This window comes from Arcicella rosea (genome assembly GCF_040543805.1).
Taxonomy (GTDB): Bacteria; Bacteroidota; Bacteroidia; order Cytophagales; family Spirosomataceae; genus Arcicella; species Arcicella rosea.
The window spans coordinates 56,385-76,597 of sequence record NZ_JBEUMS010000001.1 but is presented as its reverse complement, the minus strand read 5'-3'; the positions used below and the strand labels follow the sequence as shown (position 1 = coordinate 76,597).

Annotated in this window: 12 protein-coding genes; 5 read left to right on the top strand and 7 right to left on the bottom strand. The window is 33.2% G+C overall.

What is annotated here, in order from left to right; genetic code table 11:
• Window positions 1-3: 3 nt before the first annotated feature.
• On the bottom strand, window positions 4-918 hold the full coding sequence (fmt, locus tag ABID42_RS00320; RefSeq protein ID WP_367281983.1) for a methionyl-tRNA formyltransferase: 915 nt from the start codon (window positions 916-918) through the stop codon (window positions 4-6).
• A 520-nt stretch (window positions 919-1,438) separates the two neighbouring features.
• On the opposite strand from fmt, the gene greA reads away from it, so the two are divergent.
• The 4 genes from greA (at window position 1,439) to ABID42_RS00300 (ending at window position 6,460) form a co-directional block, all read left to right on the top strand.
• Complete coding sequence (gene greA / locus ABID42_RS00315; protein WP_367281982.1) at window positions 1,439-1,912, top strand: transcription elongation factor GreA; 474 nt, start codon at window positions 1,439-1,441, stop codon at window positions 1,910-1,912.
• 173 nt (window positions 1,913-2,085) lie between these two features.
• Window positions 2,086-4,164 (top strand): BatA domain-containing protein, encoded by a 2,079-nt coding sequence (locus tag ABID42_RS00310; RefSeq protein WP_367281981.1) that lies wholly within the window; start codon window positions 2,086-2,088, stop codon window positions 4,162-4,164.
• A gap of 415 nt (window positions 4,165-4,579) precedes the next feature.
• A complete protein-coding gene (locus ABID42_RS00305; RefSeq protein WP_323254768.1) occupies window positions 4,580-4,984 on the top strand; it encodes a response regulator in 405 nt (134 codons plus the stop codon).
• Between the two features lie 390 nt (window positions 4,985-5,374).
• Complete coding sequence (locus ABID42_RS00300; protein WP_367281980.1) at window positions 5,375-6,460, top strand: hybrid sensor histidine kinase/response regulator; 1,086 nt, start codon at window positions 5,375-5,377, stop codon at window positions 6,458-6,460.
• 6 nt (window positions 6,461-6,466) lie between these two features.
• Here ABID42_RS00300 and ABID42_RS00295 read toward each other — a convergent pair whose 3' ends face one another.
• The 6 genes from ABID42_RS00295 to ABID42_RS00270 all read right to left on the bottom strand — a co-directional run bounded on the left by ABID42_RS00295 (window position 6,467) and on the right by ABID42_RS00270 (window position 18,119).
• On the bottom strand, window positions 6,467-9,622 hold the full coding sequence (locus ABID42_RS00295; RefSeq protein WP_367281979.1) for a PAS domain S-box protein: 3,156 nt from the start codon (window positions 9,620-9,622) through the stop codon (window positions 6,467-6,469).
• A gap of 73 nt (window positions 9,623-9,695) precedes the next feature.
• Window positions 9,696-10,067 (bottom strand): response regulator, encoded by a 372-nt coding sequence (locus tag ABID42_RS00290; RefSeq protein ID WP_323254774.1) that lies wholly within the window; start codon window positions 10,065-10,067, stop codon window positions 9,696-9,698.
• A 112-nt stretch (window positions 10,068-10,179) separates the two neighbouring features.
• On the bottom strand, window positions 10,180-13,602 hold the full coding sequence (locus ABID42_RS00285; protein ID WP_367281978.1) for a PAS domain-containing protein: 3,423 nt from the start codon (window positions 13,600-13,602) through the stop codon (window positions 10,180-10,182).
• A 330-nt stretch (window positions 13,603-13,932) separates the two neighbouring features.
• On the bottom strand, window positions 13,933-15,018 hold the full coding sequence (locus ABID42_RS00280) for a family 10 glycosylhydrolase (RefSeq protein WP_367281977.1): 1,086 nt from the start codon (window positions 15,016-15,018) through the stop codon (window positions 13,933-13,935).
• A gap of 31 nt (window positions 15,019-15,049) precedes the next feature.
• Complete coding sequence (locus ABID42_RS00275) at window positions 15,050-16,141, bottom strand: carbohydrate-binding family 9-like protein (RefSeq protein WP_367281976.1); 1,092 nt, start codon at window positions 16,139-16,141, stop codon at window positions 15,050-15,052.
• A 220-nt stretch (window positions 16,142-16,361) separates the two neighbouring features.
• Entirely contained in the window at window positions 16,362-18,119 is a 1,758-nt protein-coding gene (locus ABID42_RS00270) for a T9SS type B sorting domain-containing protein (RefSeq protein ID WP_367281975.1), read from the bottom strand.
• Window positions 18,120-18,385: 266 nt separating this feature from the next.
• On the opposite strand from ABID42_RS00270, the gene ABID42_RS00265 reads away from it, so the two are divergent.
• Complete coding sequence (locus ABID42_RS00265) at window positions 18,386-20,101, top strand: FAD-dependent oxidoreductase (RefSeq protein ID WP_367281974.1); 1,716 nt, start codon at window positions 18,386-18,388, stop codon at window positions 20,099-20,101.
• The last annotated feature ends 112 nt before the right edge of the window (window positions 20,102-20,213 follow it).

Here is a 20,213-nt window from a genome sequence, read left to right as displayed (position 1 = left end):
AAACTACAACCTATACCCTCTCAAAAACTCCTCAATTCCCATACGCTTTTTGCCTTCTAATTGTAATTCTTCAATGGCTAAATAGCCATCTGAGCATTTGAAGTACAAGTATTTTTTGCCATCACTTTTAAAGGCTTCTTCAAACTGAATATTTTCGTCAGTTACTTTGGTAGTACGATAGATTTTACAAACTTTTCCGTTTAAAGTAGTCCAAGCGGCAGGATATGGTGAAAGTCCACGGATAAAATCATAAACTAATTTGCTAGATTTAGTCCAATCAATTTCACAAGTTTCTTTAAAAATCTTCGGAGCGTGTTTTATTTCATCAGATTCTACTTGTGGCTCTTGCGGATAATCGCCCGCTTCAATGGCTCTCACGGTTTTTAAAACCAATTTTGCTCCAATGTGCATTAAGCGAATATACACATCACCTACATTATCAGTTTCAGCAATTGGCTCATGTTCTTGAAAAATAATTGAGCCAGTATCTATTTCATGTTTTAAGAAAAAAGTAGTTACACCTGTTTCTTTTTCGCCATTGATAATTGCCCAGTTGATAGGAGCTGCACCACGGTATTGTGGTAAAAGCGAACCGTGTAAATTGAATGTACCCAATCTTGACATTGTCCAAACGGCTTCTGGAAGCATTCTGAAAGCAACAACAATTTGTAGGTCGGCGTCATAACTTTTTAGTTCTTCTAAGAATTCAGAATTCTTTAGTTTTTCTGGCTGTAAAATAGGAATCTGAGGCGCATTGGCTAAAACATACTCTTTTACTGCCGACATCCCAATTTTTAAACCACGACCAATCGGTTTATCTGGTGCAGTAATTACTGCGACAACATTACAGTTATTTTCTACTAAAATTCTTAAACTCTCAACGGCAAAGTCGGGAGTACCCATAAAGATTATTTTCATAAGATTAATATTTGTTTTATCAGCGTAAACGCTAGATTGAGATGGCTGATTTTGGTTTTTCTAATTTTTCTCAACAAAGAAAACAGATAAATTAAGATTTGTTGGTGCTTGTTGGTTAAATCTTCTAACTGACAGTATCGTGAATTCAATATAAATTTTCTAAAAAAAACACAATTTGAAATTTCTCTTTGAATTCGAAATCTGTTTTACTATCTTTGCTAACTCAATTCAGTAAAATATGCAACGAAAGACTCAAACAAGCATCATTCATTAGCTTCGAAATTTCTGCAAAGGTCATAAAAAATCTTGTAGAACGGTCGAAAGCCGTTCTTTTTGTTTGTAAAGAGTTTGGGTAAATATTTTTAGAATAGGAATTTCACTTGCTGGCAGCGATGTCAGTAATTTTTTTTGTATCAACTCAAAGAAGTGCTGAATGTAAATTGTGGTAATATAAGCTTATAGTAGTTTTGACTATGATTTTAAACAATTTGCTTCATCATTTTTGTAAAAAATAAAGACAATGGGAAAAGTACAGTATTATACTGCGGAGAAATTAGAGGAATTAAAAGCTGAATTGCAATATTTAAAATTGCAAGGACGTTCGGATATGGCAAAGCAAATTGCGGAGGCTCGTGATAAAGGAGATTTAAGTGAAAATGCTGAATACGATGCCGCAAAAGATGCACAAGGTTTATTGGAATTGAAGATTTCTAAAATGGAAGAAATCGTTGCCAATGCTCGTGTTTTGAACGAAACCAATATTGATACGTCTAAAGTTTCGATTTTATCAAAAGTAAAAATCAAAAATAAGAAAAATGGGATGGAAGTTGTTTATACCATCGTGTCGGAAGAAGAAGCAGATTTGAAAGCTGGTAAAATCTCTAACTCATCGCCATTTGGAAAAGGATTATTTGGAAAATCAGTGGGAGATACTGCTGAAATTCAAGCGCCTGCAGGTAAATTAGAATTTGAAATTCTTGAAATTACTCGTTAGAATTTAAACAAACGTTTGATTTTCTATTTTTCAAAAGCAGATTGTTATACAAATCTTGAATTAGCCATCGTTGATTTAATCAATGATGGCTTTTTTTTGTAGTTTTATACATTAATGAAATTTCAAGTATTGATGATTTTAACTGTACTTGAACAAAAACGAAGAGATATTTCATGCAATTTCTATATCCATTTTTCCTTTGGGGACTTTTAGCCGCTGCGATTCCCTTGATTATTCACCTTTTTAATTTTAGAAGAACCAAGAAAGTATATTTTACCAATGTGGCTTTTCTGCGGGCTGTTAATACTACGACGTCTTCATTTCGTAGGCTAAAGCATTTATTGATTATGGCTGCAAGGATGGCTTTTATCATCGCTTTAGTACTTGCTTTTGCACAGCCATTTTTCCCATCTAAAACTGGAGTAGGTATAAAAGTAGGAGGAATAAGTAGTTTATACATTGATAATTCATTATCGATGCAAAACGAATTGGATAAAAAATCATATTTAGATAAAGCCATCAACAAAGTAGAAGAGCTCCTGCTTTCTTTCCCACAAGGTTCTCAATTACAATTGATTACTAATGATTTTTCAGCTGATGAACATGCTGTTGGGAATACTCAGCAAATCAAAGAGCGCACTACTTCTATCAAGTTTACGCATAGTCCACGTACTTTAGAACAAGTATTGAATCGTCAGAAAAATCTAGCATCTAAACATAATTCACAAGGTGGAAACCAATATATATGGTTTTCGGATTTTCAGAAATCTACCGTAGGGAATTTATCAAAACTTAGTTTAGATTCAACTGATAGGCTTTTTCTAGTACCAGTTCAGTCGAAAGCGATTCAAAATATTTTTGTAGATTCTGTTTGGTTGAATACACCTTTTGTGCGTGAAATGCAGGTGAATCAATTGTCTGTAAAATTATTTAACACTGGTGAAACGGCAGTTGAAAATTTGCCCGTAAAATTGCTGATTGATGGTGTTCAGGTTTCGTCAACGATTGCTACTATTCCTGCTAAGTCTTCAACGATGAGTACTTTCTCTTTTAATATTCAAGGAAAAGGCTTTAAAAAAGCAAACATTTCGTTTGATGATACACCCATTACTTTTGACAACGATTATTTCTTTGTGTTGAATGTAGCACCGAAAATTAAGGTGTTGCATTTGTCAGGACAAAATACTTCGGGAAAATATTTGCCTGCGGTTTTTGCTAACGATAGTGTTTTTACTTATAAGAATTATGCAGCTTCAAACGTTGATGTTGGACTTTTTAAAACAGTAGATTTTATTATTTTAGAAGGACTACAAAATATTGAAGGTTCGATGAAATTGGCTTTAGATGATTTTGTGAAGTCCGGAGGAAGTTTGATGCTCATTCCGAATCAATCGCCCGATTTAAAAAGTTACAATGATTTCCTTAGTGCATTCAACATAAGAAATATTCAGGCAAAAAAATCAATTACTTCTGAAGTAACGCCACTGGCTGAACCTGTGAAATCTTCGTCATTTTTTTTAGATATTTTTGATAATTCTACACAAAAGGAAATGATACAAATGCCCAATCAAAATGCCCTAATTACTTGGCAAGCTGTGGGTGAAAAATTATTGAATTTCAGGAATAATCAGCCTTTCTTAACAGTTTCAGAAGTTGCTAGTGGAAGAGTATATTTGTTAGGCGCACCTTTGGATATTCAGTTTGGTGAGTTTGCTAGAAATGCCCTGTTTGTACCCATTATGTATAAAATTGCGGCACAAAGCGTAGCGCAGGAGCAAACAGCTTTTTCTTTTGAATCAAATACAATTTCTGTTGTTTTGGATGAAGTAAAAACTGAAGTGAATGCCCGTCAACCAATTTTTACTTTAAGACGCAACAAAATGGAATTTATTCCCGTACAGCATTTAGTAGGAAATCTGTTAACGATTGAATTGCCCAAAGCGAATCAATTAAATGAAAACCAATTGTTGGAATCGGGATATTATGAATTGATTTTAGATGGGAAAGTACAGAAAGTATTGGCATTTAATCATGACCATAAGGAATCTATGATGGATTTTTATACTGTGTCTGAATTGAAAAATCTTTTGGGAGCTAAGAAAAATATTCAAGTTTTTGATAAAGTAGATGATGCTGATTTTGTAAGTACTTTTAATGAACAGAATTTTGGGGTAGCACTTTGGAAATATTTTATCATTGCGGCTTTACTTTTCTTGGCTTTAGAAATTTTCATCATTAAAATGATGAAATAATCAGAAAGAATTATCAATGATGTGTAGCTTTTGAATTAACAAATGTTATTTTTGCTTTATATAAAATAGGTATTTTTGATAATAATTATTAAAAATCAGCACAAATGGGTTTATTTTTAGATAGATATAACAAATTTTCTGATTTTTAAAAAAATGGAATGATGATTGTGGATTGTTTTTGTAGGAAATGATTTTCGAAAACGATGAAAGAAAAAGTTATTCGTTCAGAAAACAAAAAGATTAACATGATTATTGTTAGTTTTCCTACTTTCAAAAGTCCTAATTCTGTTTATCTAAAAGTCCTTAACTTTATAACATGAAGGTATTTTAAGAAAACAGCCTAAATTTTATTAAGTTTTTATAGTATATCATTAATCAAAACTAAGATTCGATAGCGAACTAACACATAAAAAATATGTTTACCAACGCCATAACTTTAATTGTTGACGATGAGCACCTCAATCGTTTTCTGATGCGAAAGTACTTACAGACTTATGAAATTCCATTTGCTGAAGCTACTGATGGTCAAGAAGCTGTTGAGTTTCTTAAAGAAACAACTCATGATAAAATTGTTGTCTTGCTGGATTTGAATATGCCTGTAATGGATGGCTATGAGTTTTTAGAGTATTTGGCTAATCATTACTTAGAATTTAAAGATAAAAAAATATTAGTAATCGTGGTTTCAGCGTCTGATTACACCATTTTTAGAAAGAACGCACCACATGCTGAGATTTTAAAATATCTTCCAAAACCGGTAGGAAAAGAAATACTCCATGAGGCGATTTTAGAGGCAAATGAATATTTTAAAGCTGTAGTTTGATTCCCTAAATCTTCCAAAAAAATAAACAAATCCCTTCACGTAGCAATTGCGGAAGGGATTTTTCATTTTTAACCCTAGTGATTATTTAGAGATTAATATATAAATTTAACTTTTAAAACATTATTTTGTATTAAATTGTGTTTTCCAAACACGTTCAATATCTTATAAAAGGTAAAGTATTGAATGAATGATACTTATCTATCTTTGGTTTGAATATAAATTATTTAAAAAAGAAGTATTAAAAGATATAAAATGGAGATAATTTGCTTATTTTTAATAAGCAAATTTGAAGTGTTGTTTCCATAAGAATTAATATTTCCTATTTAAGTAAAACCCTTGCCTGAGTTAATAAAAGTATTAAATAATCTACTGATAAAACAATATAAAAATATGTCTAGGATAGTACTCATTGAAGATGATTTACTTCTTGCAGAAAATACCAGTTTAATACTAACTTTAAATGGCTATGAATGTTTTGTAGCAAATAGCACTAAAGATGGTATTTTATTGATAGAGGAAATTAAGCCAGACTTAGTTGTTTGTGATATAATGCTAGATTCTATGGACGGTTTTGATGTACTTAGGATTATCAGGCAGGAAAAAGGTTTTATTAATCTACCTTTTATTTTTCTTTCGGGTTTAGCCGATTTGACGGATAAGAGAAAAGGTATGAATTTAGGTGCTGACGATTTTTTAACAAAACCATATAGTTCTAAAGATTTAATTGAAACGATTCAAGCCAGAATAGAAATCAGTTCTGTTAAAAAAGTAAATGCCGAAATTGAAACTAGGAAAAATGCAATAGATGTTTTTTATCAAATCTCTACACATGAATATCTCACTCCTCTGAATGGTATTATCAATTTCGGAACACTGCTAGAAGAAATGATTAGTCAAAATGATTTGACTGATGCTGGTAGTATCGTAAAAGCAATTCAGATTTCTGGACAAAGAATGTTGCGGGTTACTCGTAAATTATTGTGGCACAATCAATTAGTTAATGGGATAAATCCTTGGGGGAGTACTAGTAAATCTAAAATAAATGTTGTTGAGCTACAGAATAGTATTTTTAGTTTTTTGAAAAACAGTACAACCAGCCAATTTGATTTCAATATTCAAGGTGATGCGTTTTACTTATTTGATTTCAATCGTGATTCGCTTGAACAAATGATTACCGAATTATTACAAAATGTAATTCAATATTCAGATCCTAAATTTGAAATTACTTCAGATAATTACTTCGAAAATGAAATGGTAGTTCTGACGATTAAAAATCATTATAAAGGTACTTATACAATGAGTACCAGTATGATAAAACCATTTTATCAGGCGCATTATTCTAAAGATATGAATGGTTCTGGTTTGGGTTTGTATATTATAAAAGAGTGGGTTGAAAGACAAAAAGGAAGTTTAGAAGTAAATACTTATAACAATACTTTTGAAGTAGTTCTAAAAGTCCCTGCATCTTTGAGTTGAAATAATTTATGAATTATAAGGAAAGCTGATTGTAAAAGAACTTCCCTCTAATGGCTTACTGATAAAACTCAAATTGCCACCTAGTTTTTGAGTAAATTCTTTGGTGATTGTTAGTCCAAGTCCCGTTCCCTCAATATTTAGTACATTGTTTGCTCTAAAAAACGTTTCAAATAAATGTTCTTGTTCTTCCAGAGGAATACCAATACCATAATCTGTGACTTTAATACTGTAAAAATCACTATGATATTCAACACTTAATTCAGGGTCTTGAGCTTCAGGAGAATATTTGAAAGCATTATTGACTAAATTACTAACCACGTGGCTTAGTAACGAAGGGTCTGTCATGATTTCTCTGATTTTTTCAGGCAGTAATAGCTTTAACTTCCTTTTATCTTTTCTGTCAACATAATATTGTTCGTTGAGGTCGTGCAAGAATTTATGGAGATTAATCGGTTGAGGTTTTACAAATATTTTTCCATCAGCTGTTTTTTCAATCATCAAAATATCCTTCAACATAGCGTCTAGCCTGTTGGTTTGAAACAAAATTTTATTGATATAGTCTTTAATTTTGAGTTTCAATTCTTGATTGTCAATTTGTTTTGAGTAAAAATCTAGCAAATCAGAACTGGTTACAATAGCCGTAATTGGAGTTCTGAATTCATGCGAAGTCAACGAAATAAATCTTGATTTCAAATTGTTGATTTCTTTTTCCTTTGCTAATGAGATTTCTAATTTCCTCAAATTTTTGCGGTCTTCTTCGGCAATTTTTCTTTCAGTAATATCCAGAGAAATACCATTGTAAATGATTTTATCCCCTTTAATGGTAGGACTCGCTAAGCCTTGAAACCACTTTCTTCGCCCATCTTTAGTTTCTACTTCACCTTCATAGTTCCAATCTTTTTTGTGCATAACTGCTTGATTGATAGAATCTAAAAAAGCATTTCTTTCTCTTTTATTGATTTTGCCATTTTGCTGCCAATTTTTGTCATTTACCGGAAAACCAAAAGCATTTTTACCTTTATCACTAATGTAAGAGAAATATGAAGAACCGTCGGCTTCAACGCAAAATTGAAAAACAATTCCGGGAGAATTTTTAGCTAAATCGCTAAACATCATTTCACTTTGTTTCAGTTGTTCATTGGCCAATTTACGTTCAGTAATATCTGATAAAGCCATTATCAAACCATAATTCTGATTTTTTTTGTTCAGAATAGGATATAATCTTACAAAATACCAATTGGTAGTATTGTTGGGTTGAGGGAAAGAAATTTCATACTCTATCCTCTTGCCATTCAATACTTCTACCATCATTTTTTGCAAGATGGGTCTTCGTTCGGCAGGGAAATAATCTAAGATTGGCGTACCATTTGTGGGTACTTTATCAGCGTTAAAAAAGTTCTGAGAAGAAATATCATTCGCAATTTTATTGAAGGATAATACTTCTAAACTTTTATTGATGAGAATATAACCAGTGTCGGTTGTTTCAAAAATAGCTTGAAGATTCGCTTCCGATTCCGAAAGTTTTTGTTCGGCTAATTTTTTTTCAGAAACATCGCTTAAAGATAAAGCAGCACCAACAATAACATTATTCTTGAAAATAGGATTGGCATTTATTTCAAAATGGATGTCTGGTATATCAATTTTCTTATCAGGAACCAAAAAGTTTGTGACAAAGCTTTCGCCAAGGAAAACTCTATCATAAATTTCTTTCCAGAAACTCCTCATTAACTCAGGCATTTTTGGCTTAAATACCGAATCTCCTATCTGATATTTTTCATCAAGATAAGTAATTGAAGTTTGCAGAAAAGTATTATTGGCTGTCATTAGCCGATAATTTGTATCGATACTCCAAATTATATCATTTGTACTGTTAATGAGGGCTTCGTAATTGTTGGTTTTTATTTCTAAGGCTTTGGTGATATTGATGACATCAGTAACGTTTTCAACCAAGGATAAAATAGAAATTACCTTTCCATTTTCGTCCATCAAAATTGAATTATGCCAATTACAATAAATGGTTTCACCTGATTTTGTAATGTTTTTATTTTTAGAGGTTAATCTACTAACTGTTCCACTGAGCATCTGTTCGGCGTAAAGCTTCACACGGTCAAAATCACTTTCAGGAATCAAGTTGACTTCATAAAAAGATTTTTCTACAATCTCAGAGGCTTTCCAACCAAAAATCACTTCGGCTTGCCCCGACCAACTTTTTATGATTAAATCACTATCCCATTTTATCACCGCCAAAGGCGAATTGGTATAATGAAAGTTAAGCTCCTCATTCAGCGATTGTAATTGTTTTTCATACCTTTTTTGTTCATTGATATTGGTTAAAGTAATTACTACTCCAACTATCTCATCGAATGCGTTTTTCGAGGGAATAAATAATATTTTATACCAATTTTGAACATTTACGAAAGGAATAAGTAGTTCGGTACTTACTTCTTCGCCAAGCATTGCTTTGGCAAAATATGTTTCAGTAAGAGAATGTGTTGATGGATGCGAGTATTCAAAAATACTTTCTCCTTTATGATATTCTTTGTTGAGTAGCTTTCGAACTCTTTCTTGAAATACTTTATTCGCATCAATAATTCTCTTTTCTGTATCTAATAAAATAATAGAGTCTAAAGTATTATTGACATAAGTTGAAAGGATTTTTTCAGAATAAATTAAATCAGATTTTTTATTAAAAAGCGATTCTGCTTGTCGAGCGAGTATCTCTAAACTTTTAATTTGTTGCTGATTTAAGGTTAAAATTGAGGTATGTAAAATACAGATAGAGCCCAAAATATAACCTTGTTGGTTTTTGATAGGAACACCCAAATAGAAACGAACATAAGGCGGACCAACTACGAATGGATTATTTTTAAAACGCTCATCTACAGTAGTATCTTCAACGATTAAAAAAGACTCGTTTTGAATCACATATTCACAGAAAGAATCTTTTCTTGAGATTTCACATAAATCTGTTCCAATTTTAGATTTGAACCATTGTCTGGTTGAATCCATGAGGCTAATCATAGCTAAAGAAGCACCGCTAATTTGAACAGCTAATGTAACAATGCCTTCAAAGTCTTGTTCGGCAGGAGTATCCAGTATATTCAATTCCTTCAAGGCCGCTAAACGAAGGATTTCATTTGAAGGATTTTGACTATATTCCATTGGTTATTCGTGGATATTTTATCATTTTGAACAGAATGATAGCATAGATTTTTAACCCTAAATAAATATACTATTATACTTCAGCTATTACGTTTTGAATAGCATTGACAAGGTCTTTCCCTCTTATGGGTTTGGTGAGGTACTCGTTAGCACCGCTTTTAATACCATTTTCATAATCGGCATTTTCGGCATGAGCAGAAAGTAAAATGAATGGAGTATTGACCAACTTAGCATCTGCCCGAACATTTTTTAGAAAAACTAGTCCGTTCATACGGGGCATTCGTATATCAGACACGATTACATCAATATCATGATGTTGAAGAATTTCCATTGCTTCAACGCCGTCTTCTGCTGGGATGACGGTGAAATCAAATAATTCTAAAATTTCAACGTAATTGTTCCTCAAAACAACGTCGTCTTCAACAAATAGTATTTTAGTTTTCATAGTGGAATTTATGCACAATAATTGTCTTTAAATACAGTAAGAATCATTTTTAGAAAAAAGGTAATTTAATATACGATAATTTTGGTATTTATCAAAGAATCAGCCTGTAATTTCAATAAGGTAACTTTAATGTGAACGAACTCCCTTTGCCTTCTTTACTTTCAAAACTTATCTGTCCACCAAGTTTCTCTGTAAATTCTTTAGCAATGCTTAATCCTAAGCCTGTACCCTCTGTACTTACTACATTGTCAGCTCTAAAAAAAGTTTCAAATAAATGTTCTTGGTCTTTCATCGGAATCCCCAAACCATAATCTTTTACGATGATAGTAAAATGGTCTTCAAAGTAAAATAGTTGAATTTCTGGGCTTAGTTTGTTGCCTCTTGAGTACTTAAAGGCATTGCTAATGAGATTGTTTAGAATATGAACAAGGAGGGATTCGTCTGTGAAAACTTCTTTTTCATCTTCTGGTAAAACCAATTTTAACTGTCTATTATCACGAAGGTTGATGTATAGTTCATTGGTGACTTTTTGTAAAAATGCTTTAATTGGCACAGCTTTGAGCTTCATAACTATTTTTCCTTCAGCAGTTTTTTCCAAAGTAAGTACATCTGCAACGATGCCTGTTAGCCTATCCACTTGCGAAGTAATATGGCTAATATGTTCTTGCATTTTGTTTTTTACTCGTTCATTTTCAATCTTTTTAGCGTATAAATCCAAAAGTTCGGCACTTCCTAAAATGCCCGCTAAGGGAGTTCTGAATTCATGAGAAGTCAAGGAAATGAATCTTGATTTAAGCAGGTTCAATTGTTTTTCCTTTGTCAATAATATTTCAAGTTGATGAAGGTTTTTAGCATTTTCCTCAGCAATTTTTGCTTGATTGATGTCTTGAAAAATACCATAAACCCTTTTGATTTTTCCTTCTTCAATCTCTGCTTTACCGATTATTTTTACCCAAATATCTTCATTTTTAGTATTTACAACTTGTAATTCTACATCAAATGGAGTACCGAATTCAATACAGTTTTTGAAAGATTCTGTAATGAGATTTCTGCTATAGCCTTCTTTGTACAAGGATAAACCAATTGCTATACTTGGTTCAATATCAAGTGGAACTTGTGCGATTTCCTTTATCATGTTTGACCAGTAAACATTATAGCTTGGAATATCTACCGACCAGCCACCAATACGAGCAACTCTGTTAGTTTCTTCAAGTAAATCTTTTGTTCTAGTGAGTTGAAATTCAGCTAGTTTAGTATCAGTAATATCCTGAAGAGTACCATAAACTCTTTTTCTATTTGAAATACTGAAATCTGCTTTACCGATTACTCGTACCCAAATTTCCCTGTTTTTAGCGGTAACCAATTGTGCTTCTATATCAAAAGGTATTCCATATTGGATACATTCAGTGAAAGCTTTTGTGAGTGTTTCTCTGCTTTGTCCTTCTTTATAATAATTTATCCCGTCATTTATGTCTATCGTAGGATATTTTTCATCTACTTCATAAATTTCTCTGGTAATCTTCGACCAATATGCTGTTTGGGCATCAATATCTGCTTCCCAACCACCAATTCTAGCCACTTGGGTTGTTTCTTGAAGGAAATCTTTTGTTCGTCTTAATTCTTGTTCTACATGTTTTCTGTCGGTAATGTCGCCCATGTAGCCATGCCAGATTACACTATCTTTCAAACGTTCAGGGGTAGAAATTGCTTTAAGCCACCTTTCTTTTTTCGAAGGTAAAGTAACTCTAAACTCTATATCTTTCAATGTTAATGATTTAGATGATTTGAATATGCTATTGATAACCATCTGATAATCATCAGGGTGAATAAACTTGAGTAAGGCTTTAGTCTTTTCTTCTGAGCTAAGTAAATCCATTTCTGGAGTATTTACTAATTGACGTGACAGATATGAGAAAAAATAACGACCATCGTCTGTAAGCTGGAATTGGTACAGTATTCCTGGTACTTGTTTGGTTAAATGCTTTAATAATTTTGTAGATTTTTCTCTGGCAATCTCTGCTTTTTTTAGCTGATTAATATCTTGAAAAGTACCATACACTCTGGTACAGATGTCGTTAGTGAAGTCGGCTTTGATGATACTTCTAAGCCAAATTTCTTGTTGATTAGCTGTAATGATTTCTAGTTCTAAATCAGAAGAAATATTTTTTTGAATCGCTTTTTTGATAGCATTCTGAAATGTTTTTTTACTTTTTGGTTTTAAAAACTTTTGGATGTTTTCTATACTCGGAACAAATTCTAATGGTAAATCATAGATTTTTCTGCTTATATCCGACCAAAAGAAATGGTTAATTTCAGGGAAATATTCCCAACCACCCACATTCGAAACTTCACTGATTTCTTGTAATAGTTCTTTGGCTTGTTTAAGTTCATGAAGCGAAGTCATCTTCGCTGTTATATCATTAATTACTAGAATTGTCTCTTTATTGATTGGATTAACACTTGAATTGATATTTGTCCAATAAAAATCGCCTTCTTTCTTCTTGATTCTAATTTCAAGATTGGTAAATGGAATACCCGTAGCGATGGTTTTACGAATAGCTTCAACTGCCGTTTCGATGTCTTCGTCGTGAACAAAATCAATGTATGGTTTTCCAACAATTTCATCAAGTTCGTATAAGTACAATTCAGTAACATTGCCCGATACAAAAGTTACAATACCATGATAATCTACAGAGATGAGTAAATCGGTCATGTTTGAAACCAAAATAGATAAATCGTTTTCAGTTTTTACTTTTTCCGAAACATTATATCCTACACAAAGTATTTCAAAAGTACTTCCATTTTTATCTGGCAAGCCTGTAAATTCCCATTGATTTGTAACAATTTCCTCTTGTTTGTTTTTCTTTCTAAGAATTACTTTATAGGGTTTTAAAGGATTCATAAAACATTTTGCTACTGTTTCTTGACAAGCGGCATGGTCTTCCTCAATAATCGACAATAAAGCGTTGGTTCCTAGAATTTCGTCTTCTGTAAAGCCAAAAATCTTATAAAAATAGTCGTTGATGTAGGTGTAATTTCCGTAAATATTAGTTTTAATCACATATAAAAAATCGCTATTAATTGTTGATTCTCCGATACTTGTGTAAAACTTTTCAACGCTATTGGGTGTATTTTGAATGACTTTATGTAAAATATTTGCACCAAGTACTGTATCAAGCTTTTGTTCTGAATCATAGATTAACAAAATCGAACAATCCATACAAATCGTTGAGCCATCTTTATGAAAATAACGGACAGCAATATTTTTGTGGGAGCTATTAGTTTGGCTTGTAGCAGCAAGGAGTGTTAAATCTTTTTCCTGAAAAATATCTGACCAGTTTTTTTGTAAAATTTCAATTTCTTCAGAGGTATTATAGCCTAGCATGGATGCCAATTTTGGATTTATCCAGCAAGATGACGTACTCTTGGCGTCCCAAAACCAAAGACCATCAAGTGCAAATTGTTGTATAAAATCAAAAACGGAGGAATCTACTTGTATAACTTCGGTAAGTTTATTCCTTAGGTAATTTTCCATGTGTGTAAAATTCAGCGGACAATTCAATACTCATGGAGTAGGCTTACCATAAGTTAAAATTGCTTGTACCGAGTAGCTAATGTTTTTGGAATAAAATTTTTCTGAAAAAATATCAGATATATTAAAGCAATTTACTTAAAATGAATGCGATATACAAAAGCTTAAATCATTTTAAAAATGAATCTTTTCCTTAGTATTGTGATAATTGCCTTTGAAGGGGATAAAGTGTAGAAATTATTTTTTAAAAGACTAAAAAATAATAAGGCTAATTGAATTTTTCAAGGAGTAAAATTAGATAATTTGTATTACTCCTTGAAAATCAGGAAGAAACTAGACTTTGCTAGTGCCTTTTACCAAAGCTTTCAGAACGTCATCATTGACGTTGCCAAATAATGAAATGCCAGCGGCACCATTTTTCAGCGCTAATTTTATGCCTTGAACAATTTCGTCATTATTATCGAAATCGGGCAAGTACAAACCTGCATATAAAGGGAATTTTCCATGTAAAGCTTTTACGCCTTCTTCTACGGCATCGCCAATCCAACTTACGTCTTCTTTATAAAATTTATGGTAAATCATCGGGCAAATTGCCGATAAATTCCAATTTACCCAGTCTTGTCGTACTATTCTTTTGGCTACTTCTGGCGTTGGAAAAACGGCAGCTGTAATAGGCTTTTTGAAACTAGCAGCTGTTTGAGCCAGATGATTTACCAGACGAGTAACATTATCATATCTGAATTTTCGCCAAGATAAATTTTGGTCAGGATTTTCTAAAGTTCTGATATCTATACCTTTCAATTCTTTGAATTTTGCCTGACAAACATCGCAATAACAAAAATCATATTCAGGTAATTCTTGATTTTGCTTGATGCCATATACTTGCCAAAGATTTACGGCTAAAATTACATCGCAATAGCGAACATAATCTAAGTGAATGCCATCTACATAAGGTTTACTTAATTCGGTTTTTACGGCTTTTTCTAAGTAATCACGTACTTCTGGACGAGAAGGACAAAGCCAACGGTAATAATTTACGTAAGGAGGATTTGTTGCACAAGATTCGCCCTTTCTGTTGATGGCATACCATTCTGGATGTGCTTTCAAAAGACTTTCTTCACCTCTATTCAAAGTCCAAATCCAACGATGAGTAGTCAGTCCTTGTTTTTTAGCGATGGTAAAGTGTTTTTCATCATCAGCTTCAAAGAAAATCCCAGTAATACCGTGTGCTTTATATTTTTTATAACGCTCGATTAAAACAGCTTCGGTTTCTTTGTGGTCGGGATTTATCCAAACCCAGTTTTTTAATTGAGTGTTATTTTGGACAGGAAGTAGAGGGCGTGCTTGAAGTAAATTACTACTTTGGCCTACCGCCATTACTCCTAAACCCATTTGTTTTAAAAAGGTACGTTTTTCCATTTCGGTTAACTGTTGTTGAAGTTTTTTACAATTATAAAGACTTGCTTTTGCTTATCTTGAGGAGGCTATCCTGATTGAGCGTAATTTTATTCAAGCCTTCTTTGTCAATAATACTGATGAAAAATGTTTGACTGGTGGCTTCTAGCTCAATATTTTGAATAAGTTCTTTGTTTTGTTGGAGGTTCGTATCAAGTTCTAAAAGTGTCAAATCTTTAGCATAATGCTGATTTTGGGCAAAATAGGCTTTTTGTTTATGATAAATGTCCCAAGCAATTTGCTTTACTTTTTCAATGTTTGGCAAAGGGAAATCGAAATCTTCGGAACCAACCTTTTTATCAGAAAATACTAAATAGCCCCAATTCTCTGGCATGTGCATATTGATTTTTCCTTGTGGCGACCAAACCCAATTGTATTCTGGTAAAAAACCTTCGCCATTGGCATTTTTCTGGCGACTGTACTTGCCTGCTTTAACATCGTGATTCCATTCTACTCTTGAGAAATTCAAACGCCAATAAGATAAATCTTGTGGTTTTAAAACATCATTGTCTAAACTGATTGAAGTAAATGGAATCGCAATTTCCACCGTCCAACGCTTGTCAGTATCCGTAGCATTGTTTACCGTTCCTTCTACATTTACAGCCGTTTTTAGTTTTTTAATATCCCAGTTAATTAACGCATTCCCACCATCTCTATAAGGTTTCGGAAGGTATAAGTCAAAAGTATTGTTGATGGCGTTTACTTCTAATTCAAAATAATTATGAGCGTCTCCGTCTGGGTCAATAAATATTTCAAAGTCGTTTTCAAGAAAAACAATCTGGTCTTTTTTGTTTTGATAAGCCCAAATATGTTTTTCTTCCAATTCGGCAGCGATGTACAAATATTTATCATCCCATAACATTTTGGCTTTTGTAGCTTGTAGCGGCTTAGGTTTTTTGTCGCCTTCAATGTCAATAAAAAGGCTTGTCCATTTTGCTTTTTTCCAAGAAGCCTCAGAAAGTTTTCCGTCAATTTTTAAAGGTTCAGCTGTTTTGAAGCAATGATATTGAAGAGGTTCGGAAATAACTTGGGAAAATGAAGTGCACAGTTTTAACCCAATTATTCCAGTAAGGAGTAATTTTTTCATGTGTATTAAATTTGGATAATGGTCGTCTTTTTTGCTAAAAACCCAATAAGTACGACAAAGCTTGTGATTAATTAGTTAAACAAAGTAAGGATTAATTACTTCTGATACTAATTATAAGGAAGAAAAAAGCCTTAAAATACTCAATGTATTTATAAAATAGGCAAAAATTACTAGGTATTAGTGTAATATATTTCCGATTTAAAATGAAAGCAAATAATACTTACCTCATCAGTGTTATACTTCCTTGTGTAGTATAGCTTGTTCCATCGTTCAATTCTACTTCTACATTATACGCATAAATACCAACGTCGGCTGGTAAACCATTAAAGGTGCCGTCCCAACCATTGGATGCCACCGAAGGAGCAATGTTTTCTTTCCAGAAAATTACTTCGCCCCATCTATCAAAAACCTTCATGTTTTTAATTTGCTTTACACAGCCAGATGCGAAAGTATAAAAAGTATCATTTTTACCATCATTATTGGGCGAAAAGGCATCTGGAATAAAAACCAAACCACAACTTCTTACAGAAATATTTGCCACTTTTACTTTCTCGCAAGCTTTTCCATCCAAACTACTTACATAAACAGAATACTGCCGACTTGATGATGGTTTAGCCCAAGTATCAGCACAATAACTACAGCTTAAATCTGTGGCAGGCAGCCATGAATAAAGATAATTTCCAGTATTTGTTACGATGGCTTTGAGTAAAACGCTATCACCAGTGACAATATTAAAATCCTGATTTTGTAATGAAACGTCAAAATCAATTACTTTCAGATTGGTCGTAACAACGCTGTCGCATTGGTTTACGTTTTTAATGATTGTTGTGTACAAACCTGTACTATTATAAACTTCAGTGCCAACTTTAAAGGTAGTTCCAGCACAAATGGCAATGTCTTGACTTTTTGTGAGTAAAGGATTTACAGTAAGATTCAAGGTAATTGTACTGTCGCAAATATCAGTTCTTTGTATATTTTCAATAAATGTTCCACTGGTTTGATACTCTCTAGCACCCAAAGTATATTTTTCCCCTTCACAAATCTTTGCATTAACGTTATTGTAGGCATGTTGATACTTGATGGTATAATCAAGTTTTAATTCACAAGAAGCATCTAAACTTGATAGGGGAAGTATTCTTACAGAATATTTATCGTCTAATTTAGCTAATACTTTGATGGAAGAAGTAGTTTCGCCGTTACTCCAAGTATATTTTTCAAAACCTTGAGGAGCACTCAATACCATATAACCATTTTCATCTGGACAAGCCGCTGTTGGTTTTACTTCAGATTTCAAACATTGTGCATCAAAATAGGCATAGCCGAAATGTCTTTTTTCGGTACAGCCATGAGCTGTTACTTCAATATTGATTTTTTTGCCAAGATAACTCAGAAGGTTAATTGACCCAATAGTCCAATTACGATATTCAATATTTCCACTGTTGTTATAGCTTTGAATACTAAAATTTGAAGCTGTTCCTGATCTTGATAATTGGATATTGAAATTGCTACAAGTCAATGGATTGCCATTTTCATCAGTAATTTGGATATTAAACCTAGGTTTCTCAGCATCAGTATGTCTATTATCATTTTGAAGGATAACCGCAAATTTGTATTGAAATAAAGAATTGTCTTGAGTAACTAAAAAAGAGGTTTTTAAACGATGATAAAACCCTCCTGAATTATCATCAGCTGTATTTCCTAGTCGAATAGCAAAATTACTTCCAGGAGCAACCATCGGAATTTTTTCATTCGTTACTTTAGGGTCATTACCGTTACCAATGCTTGTTATTTGGTAAATACCTCCAGGTTCTTCAGGACCATAGATGGTTGAAGTTCCGCCATTACTTATTTTGCCAGTGGTCACAGTCCAACCACTTATATTTCCTAATTCAAAACCAATATTTGTGCAGTCAGTTTGTGCAAAACTGCTGAAATTCAAAGACACGAAAAGAATACTAAACAATAAAAATTTCTGCATTTCAGTGGATTGGTGAAAATCTTTAATGAAAAAATTATTGCATAAATTTTCAGGAAATAGCAAGTAGTTATCGTTTAACAGATGACGAGATTCTTATGAGCGTAAATGTGGGGAGTAGTTATTCTGTAAGACAGGGGATTAATGCAGAACGTTGCATCAAAGAAGCAGATTTACTTAGCAGGATAAAGATAAAAAATGTATTGCTTAGTTTTATTACTTGAACCTAATAATTAGCTTTAAAAATTACAAATTTTTCAGTTCGGTTTATGACATACTTTAATATTGACAGCAATAAGAAAAATACTTTTGATGCCATCGTAATTGGTTCAGGGATTAGCGGAGGTTGGGCAGCTAAAGAATTGACAGAGAAAGGGTTAAAAACGTTGGTGTTGGAACGAGGAAGAGATGTTAAACATATTAGTGATTATCCAACTGCGATGATGAATCCGTGGGAATTTGAACATCACGGGAAAATACCTTTGGCTCTTCATGATGAATATAAAATACCAAGTAGCCATTATATTTTTGGAGAAAGTACACTACATTTTTTAGTGAAAGATGCCGAACAAGAGTATGTTCAGGATGCACCATTTACTTGGATGCGTGGATACCAAGTAGGAGGGAGGTCGCTACTTTGGGCAAGACAAACCCAACGTTGGAGCAACTTAGATTTTGAAGGGCCAGCTCGTGACGGTTTTGCTGTAGATTGGCCAATTCGTTACGCTGATATTGCACCTTGGTATAGCTATGTTGAAAAATTTGCTGGAATTACTGGTAATAAAGATGGCTTGCCCGAATTACCAGATGGGGAGTTTCTAGCTCCGCACGAAATGTCTTGTGTTGAGAAACATTTCAAGCAACAAGTATCAAAAAACTATGGAAAGGGACGCCATGTAATTATTGGTCGAGCAGCACATCTTACCGAAACAAAAGCGATTCACGACAAACAAGGAAGAACAAAATGTCAACACCGTACCATGTGTGAAAGAGGTTGTCCGCTCGGAGGATACTTTAGCAGTAATTCTTCCACGATTCCTTGGGCTGAAAAAACCGGAAATCTTACCTTACGTCCGCATTCAGTGGTACATTCTATTATTTATGATGAACAAAAAAGTAAAGCCACAGGCGTAAGAGTAATTGATGCTCTTTCGGGCGAGATGATTGAATTTTATGCAAAGATTATTTTCTTGAATGCTTCTGCTATTAATTCAAACCTGATTTTATTGAATTCTACGTCAAATCGTTTCCCGAATGGATTAGGAAATGATAATGGTTTCCTGGGCAAATACATCGCTTTTCATACTTATCAAGGAAGAATTTCAGCAGAATTTGATGGTTTGCTAGATTCAACGACAGATGGAAGGAGACCAAATGCAAGTTATGTTCCAAGATTTAGAAATGTTTTTAAACAAGAAACAGACTTTTTAAGAGGTTATGCGGCAGGTTTTTCAGCTTCAAGAAATTCTGCTCAATCTTTTAATGAAATGGGCGAAAATCTGAAAAGTAAATTATTGAGTAACGAATTGGGATTATGGCAAGTTGGCTCACACATGATGGGCGAAACCATTCCAAAAGAAGAAAGTGCTGTTCAATTAGACAAAAATTTGAAAGATAAGTATGGTATTCCACAGTTAAGAATTTCAGTAAAATTTGATGAAAACGACCGCAAAATGATGAAAGATTTTCATGAACAATTTTCAGAAATGTACACCAAAGCAGGTTTTACCAATATTCAGTTGCATGAAACTCACCGAATGCCCGGTTCTGAAAACCATGAAATGGGAGGAGTAAGAATGGGAAAAGACCAGAAAACGTCTTTATTGAATAAATGGAACCAGTTGCATACTTGTAAAAATGTATTTGTAACAGATGGTGCTTGTATGACTTCCACAGCCACGCAAAACCCTTCGCTTACTTATATGGCACTCACTGCAAGGGCTGTTGATTATGCTGTAAAACAAATGAAGGCTTTTAAGCTGTGAGCTTTATAGCTTTATAGCTATGAGCGACGAGCTTTTATATTAGCTGTCAGCTTTGAGTATTCTTGCTTATTATTAACTTAAAACTTATCGCTCATGGCTCAATGCTCATAGC

Excerpts from the sequence above, each read along its gene's own strand:
- ABID42_RS00280 (WP_367281977.1), bottom strand. The coding sequence starts at position 15,018 with ATGGAAAAACGTACCTTTTTAAAACAAATGGGTTTAGGAGTAATGGCG.
- ABID42_RS00305 (WP_323254768.1), top strand. The coding sequence starts at position 4,580 with ATGTTTACCAACGCCATAACTTTAATTGTTGACGATGAGCACCTCAAT.
- ABID42_RS00300 (WP_367281980.1), top strand. The coding sequence starts at position 5,375 with ATGTCTAGGATAGTACTCATTGAAGATGATTTACTTCTTGCAGAAAAT.
- ABID42_RS00295 (WP_367281979.1), bottom strand. The coding sequence starts at position 9,622 with ATGGAATATAGTCAAAATCCTTCAAATGAAATCCTTCGTTTAGCGGCC.
- ABID42_RS00270 (WP_367281975.1), bottom strand. The coding sequence starts at position 18,119 with ATGCAGAAATTTTTATTGTTTAGTATTCTTTTCGTGTCTTTGAATTTC.
- ABID42_RS00285 (WP_367281978.1), bottom strand. The coding sequence starts at position 13,602 with ATGGAAAATTACCTAAGGAATAAACTTACCGAAGTTATACAAGTAGAT.
- ABID42_RS00275 (WP_367281976.1), bottom strand. The coding sequence starts at position 16,141 with ATGAAAAAATTACTCCTTACTGGAATAATTGGGTTAAAACTGTGCACT.
- ABID42_RS00310 (WP_367281981.1), top strand. The coding sequence starts at position 2,086 with ATGCAATTTCTATATCCATTTTTCCTTTGGGGACTTTTAGCCGCTGCG.
- greA (WP_367281982.1), top strand. The coding sequence starts at position 1,439 with ATGGGAAAAGTACAGTATTATACTGCGGAGAAATTAGAGGAATTAAAA.
- ABID42_RS00265 (WP_367281974.1), top strand. The coding sequence starts at position 18,386 with ATGACATACTTTAATATTGACAGCAATAAGAAAAATACTTTTGATGCC.
- fmt (WP_367281983.1), bottom strand. The coding sequence starts at position 918 with ATGAAAATAATCTTTATGGGTACTCCCGACTTTGCCGTTGAGAGTTTA.
- ABID42_RS00290 (WP_323254774.1), bottom strand. The coding sequence starts at position 10,067 with ATGAAAACTAAAATACTATTTGTTGAAGACGACGTTGTTTTGAGGAAC.